Consider the following 14,216-nt stretch of genomic DNA (forward strand, 5'->3'; position numbering starts at 1 on the left):
GGACATGACGCCCACTTCTGACGAGACGCCCCCTCTCGACGAACGCATCACCGGCGCCCTGGTCGGCGCCGCCGTCGGCGACGCCCTCGGCGGCCCGGTCGAGGGCTACTCCCCCGCGCAGATCGTCGAGCGGCACGGCGGCCGGGTGCACGGAATCGTCGGACCCTGGCACGGCGACGCCTGGCGGACCGCCCGCCCCCTGGCCCCGTACCACAAGGGCGACGGCCATGTCACCGACGACACCTTGATGACGCATGCGCTGGTGCGGGTGTACGCGGCGGTCCGCGACCACCTCGACGCCTACGCGGTCGCCGACCACCTGGTCCCGGACCTGATGACCAACCCGCGCTGGATCCCGGAGCTGGAGGCGGAGACCGTCCCCCTGCGACGGCTCTTCCTGGCGGAGAAGTGGCTGGTGAGCAGGGTGCACTACGGCCATGTCGACCCGCGCGAGGCGGGCAGCGGCAATATCGTCAACTGCGGTGCGGCGATGTACATGGCACCGGTGGGCCTGGTCAACGCGGCCAATCCGGCGGGGGCGTACGCCGAGGCGCTGGACGTGGCGGGCGCGCACCAGTCGTCGTACGGCAGGGAGGCGGCCGGGGTGTTCGCCGCGGCGGTGGCGGCGGCGTGCACACCGGGCGCGACCGCCGACTCGGTCGTGGGCGCGTGTCTGTCGCTGGCGAAGGACGGTACGCGCGCCGCCATCGAGGCGGTCTGCGACACGGCGTCCCGCCATGCGGACTTCGAGTCCGCGCTGCGTCCGCTGCGGGAGGCGGTGGCCCCCTACGACACGGTCGGACCGGACTACCGCACCCCGTCGCTGGGCGCCCGCCGCCCCTCCCGGCTGCACGCCATCGAGGAACTCCCGGTGGCGCTGGGCATGGTGGTGGTGGCGCGCGGCGACTACCGGCACGCGGTGCTCGGTTCGGTCAACTACGGCCGGGACTGTGACTCCATCGCGACGATGGCGGGCGCCATCACGGGCGCGCTGGGCTCGGAGGTGCCGTCCTACTGGGCGAAGGAGGTCGCGGAGGCCAGCCGTCTGGATCTGCACGCCCCGGCGCGGGCGCTGACGGAGGTCGCCCGGGAGATCTTCGCCCGGGACGTGCACCGCCGCCGGGCCCATGAGGCGGCGTTCGCCGGGATGGAGGGCCCGAGATGCTCCGACTGACCTGGGTCCAGTCGGAGGACCTCCTCGGCCATGAGCTGCGCCAGTCGGCGCACGAGGGGCGCGAGACGGCGGCCGTGGCGGCGCGCTGGCACCGGGCGGGCGGCCCCGAGGCCCCGGCGCGCGCGGGCGCCTCCGCGGGCCCGGTATCCCCGTATCTGCGGATGCTGGCCGAGGACCTGCTCGACGAACTGGCCGATCTGCCCAGCCCGTCCGCGGACCGCGAGCCAACCTGTCTGGAGCGCATCAAGGCCCTGTGCCCCGACTGGCCGGACCGGGCCCAGGGCGCCGCGGTCCCGGCCGAGGCCCGCTACGAGGCCGCCTGGCTCGGCCGGGCCATCGGCTGCCTGCTGGGCAAGCCCGTGGAGAAGCTCCCGCTGGACGGCATCCGCGCACTCGCCCGCGCCACGGACAACTGGCCGCTGCACACCTGGTTCACGGCTCGCGGGGTACCGGCCGACCTCGCCGGGCGCCACCCCTGGAACCGCCGCTCCGCGGGGAACTCCCTCGCCGAGAACATCGACGGCATGCCCGAGGACGACGACCTCGACTACCCGCTTCTGAATCTGCTGCTCCTCGCCCGCCACGGCAAGGACTTCACCACCGACGACGTGGCCCGGCTCTGGCTCGGTGAACTGCCCGCGGGACGCACCTTCACCGCCGAACGCGTCGCCTACCGCAATCTGCTCGGCGGGATCGAGCCCCCGCGCACGGCCCGCCACCGCAACCCCTTCCGCGAGTGGATCGGCGCCCTGATCCGTGCGGACGTCCACGGCTGGACCAGCCCGGGCGACCCGGCCGCCGCGGCCGGGCGGGCCCACCGCGACGCCGTGCTCACCCACACCGCGAACGGTGTCTACGCGGCCATGTTCACCGCCGCCGCGCTCGCCGAGGCGGCCACCGGCACCCCCGATGTCCACCACTGTCTGCGCACCGGACTCACCGTGGTCCCGCCCGGCTCGCGGCTGGCCCGCGCCGTCCGGCACGCGATCCAACTCGCGTGCCGTACGCGGGACTTCGATGCCGTGGTGGACGAACTCCACGCCGTGCACCGGATGTACCACTGGGTCCACGCCGTCCCCAACACCGCCCTGATCGCGGCGGCCCTCACCCACGCCGACGGCGACTTCACCGGCTCCGTGTGCCGTGCGGTGTCCGGGGGCTGGGACACGGATTCCAACGGCGCCACCGCGGGCAGCCTCGCGGGGCTGCTGGCCGGACGCCCGGCGGCGCTGCCCGAGCGCTGGCGGGCCCCGCTCAAGAACCGGCTGACCACCTCCGTCGGCGACTTCAACGGCATCGGCTTCGACGCCCTGGCCCACCTCACCCACCGGGAAGCCCACCGCTCATGACCGCGCCCCTCACCGGCCTCCGCGTCCTCGATCTCGCGACCCTCTTCGCCGGTCCCCTCGCCGCCACCCTCCTCGGCGACTTCGGCGCCGAGGTCGTCAAGGTCGAGCACCCGACCCGTCCGGACCCCTCGCGCGGCCACGGCCCGGCGAAGGACGGGGTGGGCCTGTGGTGGAAGCTGCTGGGCCGCAACAAGCGCACCATGACCCTGGATCTGTCCCGGCCCGGCGGGCGGACGACCCTGCTGCGGCTGGCCGCCACCGCGGATGTGGTGATCGAGAACTTCCGCCCGGGCACGCTGGAGAAGTGGGGCCTGGGCTGGGAGGAACTGTCGGCAGCCAACCCCCGGCTGGTCCTCGCCCGGGTCACCGCCTTCGGCCAGTACGGGCCCTGCGCCCACCGGCCCGGCTTCGGCACGCTCGCGGAGGCGCTGAGCGGCTTCGCGGCCATCACCGGGGAGCCGGACGCCCCGCCCACGCTGCCGCCGTTCGGACTGGCGGACTCCATCGCGGCCCTGACGACGGCCTACGCGGTGCTGACCGCCCTCGCGGGCCGGGACCGCACCGGCCGGGGGCAGGTCGTGGACCTGGCAATCATCGAGCCGATCCTCACCGTCCTCGGACCGCAGCCGATCTGGTACGACCAGCTGGGCCATGTCCAGGGGCGCACCGGCAACCGCTCCCAGAACAACGCCCCGCGCAACACCTATCGCACCGCGGACGGCGGCTGGGTCGCCGTCTCGACCTCCGCGCAGTCCGTCGCCGAGCGGGTGATGCGCCTGGTGGGCCGGCCCGAGGTGATCGAGGAGCCGTGGTTCGCGACCGGGGAGGGCCGGGCTCGGCACGCGGAGGTGCTGGACGAGGCGGTCGGCGGGTGGATCGCCCGCCATGGCCGCGCGGAGGTGCTGAAGCGGTTCGACGAGGCCGAGGCGGCCGCGGCGCCGGTGCAGGACGTACGGGACGTGATGACCGACCCGCAGTACACGGCCCTGGAGACGATCACCACGGTCCCCGACCCGGAACTGGGCCCGCTGCGGATGCAGAACGTGCTGTTCCGGCTCTCCGGCACACCCGGCGCGATCCGCTGGGCGGGCCGCCCGCACAGCGCGGACACCCGGGAGATCCTCGGCGAACTGGGCCTCACCGACGAGGAGATCGCCGCGCTCGCGGCGGAGGGGGCCCTGTGAGCGGCGGCACGGGCCATCCCCCGCTCACCCTGCTGTACGCGCCCGGGGACCGCCCCGAGGTGGTCGGCAAGGCCCTGCGGGCGGGCGCGGACGTGGTGCTGGTCGACCTGGAGGACGCGGTCGCCCCGGACCGCAAGGAGTTCGCCCGGTCGGCGACGGCGGAGCGGCTGTCCGAGCACCTTCCGGTGCCCGTCCATGTCCGGGTGAACGCGCCGGACAGCCCCTGGGCGGAGGCGGATCTCGCGGCGCTGTCGGCCCTGCCGGGGCTGGCGGGCCTGCGGCTGCCGAAGGTGACCTCGCCGTTCGACGTCGTGGAGGCGGCGGGGCGGGCCGCCCTCGTGGCGGGCCGTACGGTCCCGCTCTGCGCGCTGCTGGAGACGGCGCTCGGTGTGGAGCGGGCGTTCAGCATCGCCTCGGCGCATCCGGCGCTCCGGGGCATCGCGCTGGGCGAGGCGGACCTGCGGGCCGATCTCGGCGTACGGGAGGACACGGGGCTCGACTGGTCTCGGTCCCGGGTGGTGGTGGCCGCCCGGGCCGCCGCGCTGCCGCCGCCCACCCAGTCGATCTACCCCGACACCCGGGACCTGGAGGGGCTGGCGGTCTCCTGCGCCCGCGGCCGGGCCCTGGGCTTTCTGGGCCGGGCGGCGATCCACCCCCGCCAGCTCCCGGTCATCGAGCGGGCCTACGCGCCGACCGCGGACGAGATCTCCCGCGCGGAGGAGGTCCTGAAGGCGGCGGCCCGCGACCCGGGCGCCCAGGCCCTGCCCGACGGTCGCTTTGTCGACACCGCGGTGGTACGGGAGGCCCGGACCACCTTGGCCCTGGCCCGCCGCAGACGCTGAGGAGGCGGCCACGGGCCCCGCCGGGGCCGGGACGCGACAGGCCCCGCGCGGGCCGAAGGGCCTGGCACGCCGCGAGGGCGCCGTATCCGCGGATACGGCGCCCTCGGCCTGCACAGATGCGGGACTCAGCCCTTCTTCGCGGGCCGGGCTTCGTCCGCCGCCGGAGTCTTCGCGCCCTCCGGGGCGCCGGACGCACCGGGAGCCTCCGCCGAGGGCGCGGGCGCCTCCGGAGTCCGGTCCGCCTTCCCCGCGACCGCTTCCTCCGGCTCCGGGCCCTGCTCACCGGCCACGGGCTCCGCCGTCGCGTCGACCGGCTTCGCCTTGCCGTCGGCCGACTTCCCGGCCACCGGCTTCGCCTTGACGTCGACCGGCTTCGTCTTGACGCCGACCGGCTTCGCCTTCTCCTTGGCCGGGTCCGCGTCGCGGAGGCCCGGCTGCTCGCTGCGGCCCGGCTTGCCGTCGGTTCCGCCCTGCTGCTCGCGCAGGTCCGTGGAGTCGTCGTCGCTGCCGGGCTCCTCGCCGGGGGCGCCGCGTTCCACGATCTCCTCGCGGCCCGGACGCAGTCGCGAGGACACCACCATGTACACCACGGCGCAGACGAACACCAGCATGGCGGTCCAGTCGTTCAGCCGCAGGCCCAGGATGTGGTGCGCGTCGTCGACCCGCATGTACTCGATCCAGCCGCGGCCGACGCAGTACGCGGCCACATACAGGGCGAAGGCCCGCCCGTGCCCGAGCTGGAAGCGGCGGTCGGCCCAGATCACCAGGAACCCGACCCCGACGCACCACAGCGACTCGTACAGGAAGGTGGGGTGGTAGTAGCCGGGCACTCGGCCGCCTGCCGAGGACGTGATGTGCAGCGCCCACGGCAGGTCCGTCGGCTTGCCGTACAGCTCCTGGTTGAACCAGTTGCCCCAGCGGCCGATCGCCTGGGCGAAGGCGATGCCGGGCGCGACGGCGTCGGCGTACGAGGGGAGTGTCATGCCCCGGCGGCGGCAGCCGATCCAGGCGCCCAGCGCACCGAGGGCGATCGCGCCCCAGATCCCGAGGCCGCCCTGCCAGACCTTGAACGCGTCCACCCAGTCGCGGCCGTTGCTGAAGTACAGCTCGTAGTCCGTGATCACGTGGTAGAGACGGCCGCCGACCAGGCCGAAGGGCACCGCCCAGACGGCGATGTCGGCCACTGTGCCCGGTCGGCCGCCGCGGGCGATCCAGCGTTTGTTGCCGAGCCACACGGCCACGAAGACGCCGATGATGATGCAGAACGCGTAGCCGCGCAGCGGAACGGGGCCGAGATACAGCACTCCGCGCGACGGGCTGGGGATGTAGGCAAGTTCCATGGCAGGAACGACGCTACCGTGCCGGGCACGGAGCACGGCAACCCACCCGGCTACGGGTCCATAACGTAGGGCGCCCCCGGCGTGGCGGATCCGGGGGCACGCCGGGCGGGCGCCCTTCCTCAGGACTTGTTCGCCGCCTCCACCATCTGCTTCAGCTTGGCGGGGGTCATGGTGCGGTCGGCGTAGATGTTCTTGCCGTCGAGGAGCACGGTGGGGGTGCCGCCGAAGCCGCCGCTCTGGAAGGCGTCGTTCGACTTGGCCACCCAGCCGTCGTGGGTGCCGTCGTTCACACACTTCTCGAAGGCGGGCGTTCTCAGGCCGGGCACCTTGTCCGCCAGGCCGAGCAGTTTCGCCTTGTCGGAGAAGGTGTCCTCGGTCTCGCCCGGCTGGTTCTCGTAGAGCACGTCGTGGTACGCGCGGAACTTTCCGGCGTCCTGGGCACAGGCGGCGGCGTTGGCCGCGTTGTGCGAGCCGCTGCCGCCCGTGTTTCCGTCGATGAGCGTCGCCAGGTGGTATTCGACTCTGAGCTTTCCGGAGTCGACCAGCTGGTGGATCGTCGGGCGGTAGGCGGTCTCGAAGGCCTCGCAGGCCGGGCAGCGGAAGTCCTCCCACACCGTGAGGGTCGACTTGGCGGAGGCCTGGCCGACCGGGATCGCGAGACTGTCCTTGCCCGTCGCCCCGGAGGGCGCCACGGCGGGTCCGGAGGCGCCGTTCTTGCCGCTCTTCCCGGCGTTGGCGGCCAGCAGGCCCACCACCGCCGCAAGGCCCAGGACGCAGACGACCGAGGCGCCCACGATCAGCGCCCGGCGGCGCCTGTCCGCGGTCCTCTGCTTCTCTCGCTCGACCGCCAGCCGCTCACGGGCGGTGCGCTTTCCGTCACGGTTCTTCTCGCTCACATCCGGCAGAACGAACCGGGGAGGCGCAGCGCGCCTCCCCGACCCCAGGTCCATCCGTTCGAGTGAGAACCGGCCCGGGACTCCCGCACTTCACCCTCACGGGTGAGCCTCACCGGGGGTCCCGGGGTGTTCCGTCACGCGGTGCCGCGCACTCCCCGGGCCAGTTCGCCCGCCAGGGCCCGTACGGCCGCCAGGCCCGCCGTCTCGTCGGGGGCGTCCAGCATCAGCTTCACAAAGGCCGAGCCGACGATCACTCCGTCGGCGAAACCGGCCACCTCGGCGGCCTGCGCGGCGTTGGAGACGCCAAGACCGACGCAGACGGGCAGCTCGGTGGTCGCCCGGGTGCGCCCGACCAGGTCCTGGGCCTGGTTGCCGACCGACGCACGGGTGCCGGTGACGCCCATCAGGGAGGCCGCGTAGACGAAGCCGGAGCCCGCCGCGGTGATCTCGGCGAGCCGCTCGTCCCGGCTGCTGGGCGCGACCACGAAGACCGTGGCGAGCCCGTGCTTCTCGGCGTGCTCCCGCCACAGCGCCGACTCCTGCACGGGCAGGTCGGGCAGGATGCAGCCCGCGCCGCCCGCCTCCGCCAGCTCGGCGGTGAAGCGCTCCACGCCGTAGCGGTCGATGGGGTTCCAGTACGTCATCACGAGCACCGGCTTGCCGGTCGCCGCGTGGGCCTCGCGGACGGTGCGCATCACATCGGCGATCCGGACGCCGCCGCGCAGGGCGATGTCGTCGGCGGTCTGGATGACGGGCCCGTCGAGGACCGGGTCGCTGTGCGGCAGGCCCACCTCGACGATGTCGGCGCCGCCGTCCAGGACCTCCTTGATCGCGGCGATCCCGCCGTCGACGGTCGGGAAGCCGGCCGGCAGATAGGCGATGAGCGCGGACCGCCCCTCCGCCCGGGCGGCGGCGAGGGTGTCGGACAGCAGTCGGATGTTCCCGCTCACTTGGCGTCCCCCTCGATCTCCGCGGTGTCGCTGTCGGCGTCCGCGGCGACGGACGCATCGGTGTCGTACAGGTCGAAGTACCGGGCGGCGGTGTCCATGTCCTTGTCGCCGCGCCCGGACAGGTTGACCACGATCAGCCCGTCCTCGCCCAGTTCCCGGCCGATCTCCAGGGCGCCCGCGAGGGCGTGGGCGCTCTCGATGGCCGGGATGATCCCCTCGGTGCGGGACAGCAGGCGCAGGGCCTGCATCGCCGCGTCGTCGGTGACGGCCCGGTACTCGCCCCGGCCGCTGTCCTTGAGATACGCGTGCTCGGGGCCGATGCCCGGGTAGTCAAGACCGGCGGAGATCGAGTACGGCTCGGTGATCTGGCCCTCGTCGTCCTGGAGGACGTAGGAGCGGGAGCCGTGCAGGATGCCGGGTTCGCCCGCGGTGAGGGTGGCGGCGTGCTCGCCGGTGTCGATGCCGTGGCCCGCGGGCTCGCAGCCGACGAGGCGGACGGAGGTGTCGGGGATGAAGGCGTGGAAGAGCCCGATGGCGTTGGAGCCGCCGCCCACGCAGGCCACGGCGGCGTCGGGCAGGCGTCCGGCGCGTTCGAGGATCTGCCGCCGTGCCTCCACGCCGATCACGCGGTGGAAGTCGCGCACCATGGCCGGGAAGGGGTGGGGTCCGGCCACCGTGCCGAAGAGGTAGTGGGTGCGGTCGACGTTGGCGACCCAGTCGCGGAACGCCTCGTTGATGGCGTCCTTCAGGGTGCGGGAGCCGGACTTCACGGCGATGACCTCGGCGCCGAGCATGCGCATCCGGGCGACGTTGAGGGCCTGCCGCTGGGTGTCGATCTCACCCATGTAGATGGTGCAGTCGAGCCCGAAGAGGGCGCAGGCGGTGGCGGTGGCCACGCCGTGCTGGCCCGCGCCGGTCTCGGCGATGACCCGGGTCTTGCCCATCCGCTGGGTGAGGAGGGCCTGCCCGAGGACGTTGTTGATCTTGTGGGAGCCGGTGTGGTTGAGGTCCTCGCGCTTGAGGAACACCCGGGCGCCCCCGGCGTGCCGGGCGAACCGCGGCACCTCGGTCAGGGCGCTGGGGCGGCCGGTGTAGTGGACGAGCAGCGCGTCCAGCTCACGGGCGAACTCGGGGTCGGACTTGGCCTTGTCGTACTCGGCGGCCACCTCGTCCACGGCGGCCACCAGGGCCTCCGGGATGAACTTGCCGCCGAACGCGCCGAAGTAGCCTTCGGCGCTGGGAACCCGGCCCTCGGGGTCGGGAACGAAGAACTCGCTGGGCATACGAATACCTCACAGGGGCAAAGGCCCCGGGTCGGTCGGAACAGGGATCACATGCGGTCGGCGTGCGCACGGCATCCCGGTGGCCGCGGCCGGAGCACCTGGCTCCGCCGGACGGGGGAATGTCCCGCTTCAGGGCCCGCAGGCCCCGCTCACAACCCGGAGGGCGTCAGCCCGTCCGGACGTCGAGGGAATGTCGGGGGAATTCCGCTTCGGCTCACCGCGCGTGGCGCGCACGCGGGCGACGCCATCGCATCCCGTTCACCTGGCCCGGCTCGTCACCGATGACATAGCGCACCCGCCGCCCGTGCACCCGCCGCGCGGGCGCCCGGCAGCCACGCGGCCGGCACCCGCGGGCGAGCCGGGCATACGGGTCCCTGGTCGCCACGGTGATCGAAAGCATCATCGAAGCCAACCCTACCGGGCCGGGGCCGTCCGGGTGGCCGCCGCGCAGCGCGGGGGCCCGGTCCGGTCCCGGCGTCATCTCAGTCCCGCCCGTGCCGCAGCGCCGGGTGGGCACCCGCCGCGACCAGGTCGGCGACCGCGGTCCTCGGGTCCCGCCCGGTCACCAGGGACTCGCCCACGAGTACGGCGTCGGCGCCCTCGTTGGCGTAGGCGATCAGGTCGTGGGGGCCCCGGACGCCGGACTCGGCGATCTTCACGATCCCCTCGGGGATCTCGGGGGCGACCCGCCCGAAGGTGGTGCGGTCGACTTCGAGGGTCTTGAGGTTGCGCGCGTTGATGCCGATCACCTTGGCTCCGGCGTCCACCGCCCGCTCGACCTCCTCCTCGTCGTGCACCTCGACGAGCGGGGTGAGCCCGATGGACTCGGCGCGCTCGATCAGGGACTCCAGGGCGGGCTGGTCCAGGGCGGCCACGATCAGCAGCGCGAGGTCGGCGCCGTAGGCACGGGCCTCCCAGAGCTGGTAGGAGGTGACGATGAAGTCCTTGCGCAGCACCGGGATGTCGACCCGGGCGCGGACCGCCTCCAGGTCGGCCAGGGAGCCGCCGAAGCGGCGCTGTTCGGTGAGGACGGAGATGACGGCCGCGCCGCCCGCCTCGTAGTCCGCCGCCAGAGCCGCGGGGTCGGCGATCGCGGCGAGCGCGCCCTTGGACGGGCTGGAGCGCTTCACCTCGCAGATCACCTTGACGCCGTCTCCCCGCAGGGCCGCGACGCCGTCCTTGGCGCTGCGCGCCTTCGCCGCGCGCTCCTTGAGCTCGTCGAGGCTGACGCGCGCCTGCCGCTCCGCGAGGTCGGCACGGACTCCGTCGATGATCTCGTCGAGCACACTCACGCGAGCGGCCCCCTTCCTGACGGTTGGGTGTGAAGAGGCTGGATCGCCCCAGGGCTCGGTCCACCGGGACCGCCCGCGGGCGGAACCACTGGTCACTGCGATGGTATCCGCAGGAGGGCGTGGATCTCGCATCCGGTTGACGCCCGCCCCCCTACCTGGGGCTTCACCCGCCGGTCAAGGATGCAGCCAGCCGCCGAAGGGCAGATTGCGGACAACGGTGAAGACCAGTAGCAGGGCGCCCAGCCCCCACAGCGGCACCGGCCCCGGGTCGAGGCGCAGCGGCCGCCCCCGGACCGCCTGGACCGCCCACAGGGTCCACACCACGGCGAACCCGAGGAAGCCCGCGACGGCGAACGCGTTGTCCTGGAGCGCGGTGAGGAAGTCCCCGTGCACAAAGGCGTGCGCGCTGCGCAGTCCGCCGCAGCCCGGACAGTACAGGCCCGTGAAGCGCAGCAGCGGGCAGACCGGGTAGTGGCCGGGCTGGTTGGGGTCCACGGCGCCCACATAGGCGAAGGCGCCGACGACGGCCGCGAGCACCCCGGCGGGTACGGCGGCGCGGCAGAGCACGGCGGGCGCTCCGGCCCGCGCGGGGGTCGGCACCACGCTGGGGAATTCGGCGTTCACGGGGAGCATTCTGCCCGGGCCGTGCGCGCATTGCTCGGGGAGCACGGCGGGGCGCGTCGGGCGAGGGGCGTGCCTCTGCGGGGGCGGGCCGTGCCCCTGCGGGTGCGGGCCGTGCCCCTGCGGGGGCGGCATCGCGTCCCCTGCGCGCCGTGCCCGGAAAGCAGGGGAGGCGGCCGCCGGACGAGGCCGGGGGCCGCCTCGGATGCACACGGGTGCGGATGCATACGGGTGCGTACGGGACGGACGCACCCCGTGCGCGAGGAGGTCGCGGAGGGGTCAGCTACCGGTGCGCGCGGGGGCGGGCTGGTGCGCCGAGTGCGTCGCGGTCTTCGGCTGGCCGAGTCCCATCTGCCGCATGATGCCGCCCACGACGCCGCCGAGGACGACGATCACCAGGCCCGCCCAGAAGCCGGCCGGCTGGGCCATCACGGTGAAGGCGCCCGAGACACAGAAACCGATGACGGCGATGATGACACCGGTCCAGGCGGCCGGGGTGTGACCGTGGCTGCTGCCCGACATGACTTGCTCCTTGCTGGCTGTATGTGGGTTGTGTGAGCCGGGGCTCGGCGTTCATTCTCCCGCACCCGCGTGGATGAGGGTGATCGGGGGGTCACTCCCGCCGAACCCTGCGGGCGGAGCCGCGGGCGGCCCCGGGCCGTCAGGCGCCCGTCGGGTCCTCGCCCCGGTCGAGGGCCTTCCAGAGGTCCTCGGGGCGGTCGGGGTCGAGGGGCTTCTCCTTGCGCGGCCGGGGAGTGCCGTCGCGTTCGTAGCGGCCGGACATCGCGGGCCAGAGCCGCCCGTAGCGCAGGGCGAGCAGTCCGGCGAGCAGGATCAGCGCGCCGCCCGCGGCCGCCACATACGGCCAGGCCGTATGGGTGAGCGCGACGGCGGTCGCGGAGGTGTCGCCGGCCGCCTGGGCCGCCTTCTCGTCGAGTGCCGAGCTGTCCTTGGCGCCCAGGAGCGCCGCGGCGACGATCCCGGCGCCGGAGAGTGCGAGCAGTCCGGCGACGAGGAAGCGCCCGGCCCTGCGGACGGCGAAGACGGCGACGAGTGCGGCGAGGCCCACTATGGCGAGGGCCGCGGGCACGCCCGTGACCTCGCTGCCCTTGGCGGTCAGCGGGAAGTCACCGCCGGCCACGGACACGGTCCCCGCCGCCCAGCCCTGCCGGGAGGCGAGCAGCGCCACGGCCGCGCCGACCGCCCCGCTCAGCAGGGCGAGGGCGAGGCTGCGGCGGCCGGACCGTACGGGTGCGGCGGCCTCGGTTCGGGGGTGAGGTACGGCAGTCACGTACTCCACTATCGCCTGAAGCCCGGGTGAACCGTCACCCGGGCCCCTTTTCGGACGCCCGTCCGGGTCCGGTGCGGTCCGGCGTCAGCTCCCCAGGCGGTTGGCCGTGTGGACGGCCCGCAGGACCGCGGCCGCCTTGTTGCGGCACTCGTTGTCCTCGGCGACCGGGTCGGAGTCGGCGACCACGCCCGCTCCCGCCTGGACATACGCCGTGCCGTCCCGCAGCAGCGCGGTGCGGATGGCGATGGCGGTGTCGGAGTCGCCCGCGAAGTCGAGGTAGCCGACGCAGCCGCCGTACAGGCCCCGTCGCGACGGCTCCAGTTCGTCGATGATCTGCATCGCGCGCGGCTTGGGCGCGCCGGACAGCGTGCCCGCCGGGAAGCAGGCGGTCAGCACGTCGAAGGCGGTGCGGCCCTCGGCGACCCGGCCCGTCACGGTCGAGACGATGTGCATCACATGCGAGTACCGCTCGACGGACATGAAGTCGACGACCTCGACCGAACCGGGCTCGCAGACCCGCCCCAGGTCGTTGCGGCCGAGGTCGACGAGCATCAGGTGCTCGGCCCGCTCCTTGGGGTCGGCGAGCAGCTCCTCGGCCAGCGCCTGGTCCTCCTGCGGGGTCGCGCCGCGGTGCCGGGTGCCGGCGATGGGGTGGACCATGGCCCGGCCGCCCTCGACCTTCACCAGCGCTTCCGGGCTGGACCCGACGACGTCGAAGCCGTCGAACCGGAAGAGGTACATGTACGGGGACGGGTTGGTGGCCCGCAGCACCCGGTAGACGTCCAGCGCGCTCGCCGTGCACGGCGTCTCGAAGCGCTGGGACGGGACGACCTGGAAGGCCTCGCCCGCGCGGATGCGCTCCTTGATGTCCTCGACGGCCGCCTGGAAGTCCGCGCCGCCCCAGCGCGCCCGGTACTCGGGCAGCTCGGAGGGCGGGAGGGCGGCGGGCGGCTGCGGGACCGCGCGGGAGAGGTCGGCCTCCATGGCGTCGAGGCGGGCCACGGCGTCCGCGTAGGCCTCGTCCACGCCGGTGTCCAGGTCGTTGTGGTTGATCGCGTTGGCGATCAGCAGGACCGAGCCCTCCCAGTGGTCCATCACCGCCAGGTCGCTGGTGAGGAGCATGGTCAGCTCGGGCAGCCGCAGCTCGTCCCGCTCACCGGGGCCGATCTTCTCCAGCCGCCGCACGATGTCGTAGCCCAGATAGCCGACCATGCCGCCGGTGAACGGCGGCAGGCCCTCCTGGTGGGGCGTGTGCAGGGCCTCGATGGTGGCCCGGAGGGCGGCCAGCGGGTCGCCGTCGACGGGGACGCCGACCGGCGGGGTGCCCATCCAGTGGGCCTGTCCGTCCCGCTCGGTGAGGGCGGCGGAGCTGCGGACGCCGACGAAGGAGTAGCGGGACCACTTGAACGCCGAGCGGCCGTTCTCCGCGGACTCCAGCAGGAAGGTGCCGGGGCGCTCCCCGGCGAGTTTGCGGTACAGCGCGACCGGGGTGTCACCGTCGGCGAGGAGCTTGCGGGTGACCGGGATGACCCGGCGGTCGGTGGCCAGCTTGCGGAACGTCTCGAGGTCCATGGCGGCCGACCCTACTGATCTGCGGTGGCGGCGCCGGTCACGGCGTCCCCGAGCAGCACATCGGCGTCGAAGCAGGTGCGGTCGCCGGTGTGGCAGGCGGCGCCGACCTGGTCGACCTTGACGAGCAGGGTGTCCGCGTCGCAGTCCAGGGCGACCGACCTGACGTGCTGGACATGGCCCGAGGTGTCGCCCTTGACCCAGTACTCGCTGCGGCTGCGCGACCAGTAGGTGCAGCGGCCGGTGGTCAGCGTGCGGTGCAGTGCCTCGTCGTCCATCCAGCCGAGCATCAGCACCTCGCCGGTGTCGTACTGCTGGGCGATGGCGGGGATCAGGCCGTCGGCGCTGCGCCTGAGGCGCGCGGCGATCCGGGGGTCCAGACCGCTGGGCCTGGCGGGGTCGGGCGTACTGGTCATGACGACCAT

The 14,216-nt window shown here is 73.8% G+C and carries 15 protein-coding genes; 4 read left to right on the forward strand and 11 right to left on the reverse strand.

All coding sequences use genetic code 11. The features are described 5' to 3' along the window. The first annotated feature begins 4 nt into the window (after positions 1–4). From ACIHAA_RS26410 to ACIHAA_RS26425, 4 genes are read left to right on the forward strand one after another with little or no spacing between them, the layout of a single operon-like run. Positions 5–1,174, forward strand: coding sequence for an ADP-ribosylglycohydrolase family protein (locus ACIHAA_RS26410; RefSeq protein WP_399821301.1), 1,170 nt, complete (start codon positions 5–7; stop codon positions 1,172–1,174). Then, on the forward strand, positions 1,162–2,523 hold the full coding sequence (locus ACIHAA_RS26415) for an ADP-ribosylglycohydrolase family protein (RefSeq protein WP_399821303.1): 1,362 nt from the start codon (positions 1,162–1,164) through the stop codon (positions 2,521–2,523). The genes ACIHAA_RS26410 and ACIHAA_RS26415 overlap by 13 nt, the downstream gene beginning before the upstream one ends. Further along, positions 2,520–3,707, forward strand: a complete 1,188-nt coding sequence (locus ACIHAA_RS26420) for a CaiB/BaiF CoA transferase family protein (protein WP_399821306.1) — start codon at positions 2,520–2,522, stop codon at positions 3,705–3,707. The genes ACIHAA_RS26415 and ACIHAA_RS26420 overlap by 4 nt, the downstream gene beginning before the upstream one ends. Continuing rightward, positions 3,704–4,549 carry an HpcH/HpaI aldolase/citrate lyase family protein gene (locus ACIHAA_RS26425; protein ID WP_399821308.1) on the forward strand — a complete coding sequence of 282 codons (846 nt, stop codon included), beginning with the start codon at positions 3,704–3,706 and terminating at the stop codon, positions 4,547–4,549. Before ACIHAA_RS26420 ends, ACIHAA_RS26425 begins: the two co-directional genes overlap by 4 nt. A 125-nt stretch (positions 4,550–4,674) precedes the next feature. On the opposite strand, the gene lgt is transcribed toward ACIHAA_RS26425, so the two are convergent. The 11 genes from lgt to hisI form a co-directional block, all read right to left on the reverse strand. Continuing rightward, a complete protein-coding gene (gene lgt, locus ACIHAA_RS26430; RefSeq protein WP_399821310.1) occupies positions 4,675–5,889 on the reverse strand; it encodes a prolipoprotein diacylglyceryl transferase in 1,215 nt (404 codons plus the stop codon). Between the two features lie 119 nt (positions 5,890–6,008). Beyond that, positions 6,009–6,785, reverse strand: a complete 777-nt coding sequence (locus ACIHAA_RS26435) for a DsbA family protein (protein WP_399821312.1) — start codon at positions 6,783–6,785, stop codon at positions 6,009–6,011. Between the two features lie 134 nt (positions 6,786–6,919). Next, positions 6,920–7,735: a tryptophan synthase subunit alpha gene (gene trpA, locus ACIHAA_RS26440; RefSeq protein ID WP_399821314.1), complete on the reverse strand. Its 816-nt coding sequence runs from the start codon at positions 7,733–7,735 to the stop codon at positions 6,920–6,922. Further along, the gene (trpB, locus tag ACIHAA_RS26445) at positions 7,732–9,018 is read right to left on the reverse strand and encodes a tryptophan synthase subunit beta (protein WP_399821316.1); all 1,287 of its coding nucleotides are present in this window, start codon (positions 9,016–9,018) and stop codon (positions 7,732–7,734) included. Before trpB ends, trpA begins: the two co-directional genes overlap by 4 nt. A 214-nt stretch (positions 9,019–9,232) precedes the next feature. Next, positions 9,233–9,499, reverse strand: a complete 267-nt coding sequence (gene trpM, locus ACIHAA_RS26450) for a tryptophan biosynthesis modulator TrpM (protein WP_399821317.1) — start codon at positions 9,497–9,499, stop codon at positions 9,233–9,235. 1 nt (position 9,500) lies between these two features. Then, positions 9,501–10,310: an indole-3-glycerol phosphate synthase TrpC gene (gene trpC, locus ACIHAA_RS26455; RefSeq protein ID WP_399821319.1), complete on the reverse strand. Its 810-nt coding sequence runs from the start codon at positions 10,308–10,310 to the stop codon at positions 9,501–9,503. Positions 10,311–10,484: 174 nt separating this feature from the next. After that, positions 10,485–10,943, reverse strand: coding sequence for a DUF2752 domain-containing protein (locus tag ACIHAA_RS26460; RefSeq protein ID WP_399821321.1), 459 nt, complete (start codon positions 10,941–10,943; stop codon positions 10,485–10,487). A 267-nt stretch (positions 10,944–11,210) separates the two neighbouring features. Further along, the gene (locus ACIHAA_RS26465; RefSeq protein ID WP_399821323.1) at positions 11,211–11,453 is read right to left on the reverse strand and encodes an HGxxPAAW family protein; all 243 of its coding nucleotides are present in this window, start codon (positions 11,451–11,453) and stop codon (positions 11,211–11,213) included. Between the two features lie 139 nt (positions 11,454–11,592). Beyond that, the gene (locus tag ACIHAA_RS26470; protein ID WP_399821325.1) at positions 11,593–12,231 is read right to left on the reverse strand and encodes a TIGR02234 family membrane protein; all 639 of its coding nucleotides are present in this window, start codon (positions 12,229–12,231) and stop codon (positions 11,593–11,595) included. A gap of 75 nt (positions 12,232–12,306) precedes the next feature. Beyond that, positions 12,307–13,794: an anthranilate synthase component I gene (locus ACIHAA_RS26475; RefSeq protein ID WP_399821327.1), complete on the reverse strand. Its 1,488-nt coding sequence runs from the start codon at positions 13,792–13,794 to the stop codon at positions 12,307–12,309. Positions 13,795–13,805: 11 nt separating this feature from the next. Next, positions 13,806–14,207 carry a phosphoribosyl-AMP cyclohydrolase gene (hisI, locus tag ACIHAA_RS26480; RefSeq protein ID WP_399821329.1) on the reverse strand — a complete coding sequence of 134 codons (402 nt, stop codon included), beginning with the start codon at positions 14,205–14,207 and terminating at the stop codon, positions 13,806–13,808. Positions 14,208–14,216: the final 9 nt, after the last annotated feature.

The sequence above is a fragment of the Streptomyces sp. NPDC052040 genome (assembly GCF_044548405.1).
Taxonomy (GTDB): Bacteria; Actinomycetota; Actinomycetes; order Streptomycetales; family Streptomycetaceae; genus Streptomyces.

What these genes read in the sequence shown, in the direction of transcription:
- hisI (WP_399821329.1), bottom strand. Translation starts at nt 14,207, where the DNA reads ATGACCAGTACGCCCGACCCCGCCAGGCCCAGCGGTCTGGACCCCCGG.
- ACIHAA_RS26410 (WP_399821301.1), top strand. Translation starts at nt 5, where the DNA reads ATGACGCCCACTTCTGACGAGACGCCCCCTCTCGACGAACGCATCACC.
- lgt (WP_399821310.1), bottom strand. Translation starts at nt 5,889, where the DNA reads ATGGAACTTGCCTACATCCCCAGCCCGTCGCGCGGAGTGCTGTATCTC.
- ACIHAA_RS26415 (WP_399821303.1), top strand. Translation starts at nt 1,162, where the DNA reads ATGCTCCGACTGACCTGGGTCCAGTCGGAGGACCTCCTCGGCCATGAG.
- ACIHAA_RS26420 (WP_399821306.1), top strand. Translation starts at nt 2,520, where the DNA reads ATGACCGCGCCCCTCACCGGCCTCCGCGTCCTCGATCTCGCGACCCTC.
- trpM (WP_399821317.1), bottom strand. Translation starts at nt 9,499, where the DNA reads ATGACGCCGGGACCGGACCGGGCCCCCGCGCTGCGCGGCGGCCACCCG.
- trpB (WP_399821316.1), bottom strand. Translation starts at nt 9,018, where the DNA reads ATGCCCAGCGAGTTCTTCGTTCCCGACCCCGAGGGCCGGGTTCCCAGC.
- ACIHAA_RS26460 (WP_399821321.1), bottom strand. Translation starts at nt 10,943, where the DNA reads ATGCTCCCCGTGAACGCCGAATTCCCCAGCGTGGTGCCGACCCCCGCG.
- ACIHAA_RS26475 (WP_399821327.1), bottom strand. Translation starts at nt 13,794, where the DNA reads ATGGACCTCGAGACGTTCCGCAAGCTGGCCACCGACCGCCGGGTCATC.
- ACIHAA_RS26465 (WP_399821323.1), bottom strand. Translation starts at nt 11,453, where the DNA reads ATGTCGGGCAGCAGCCACGGTCACACCCCGGCCGCCTGGACCGGTGTC.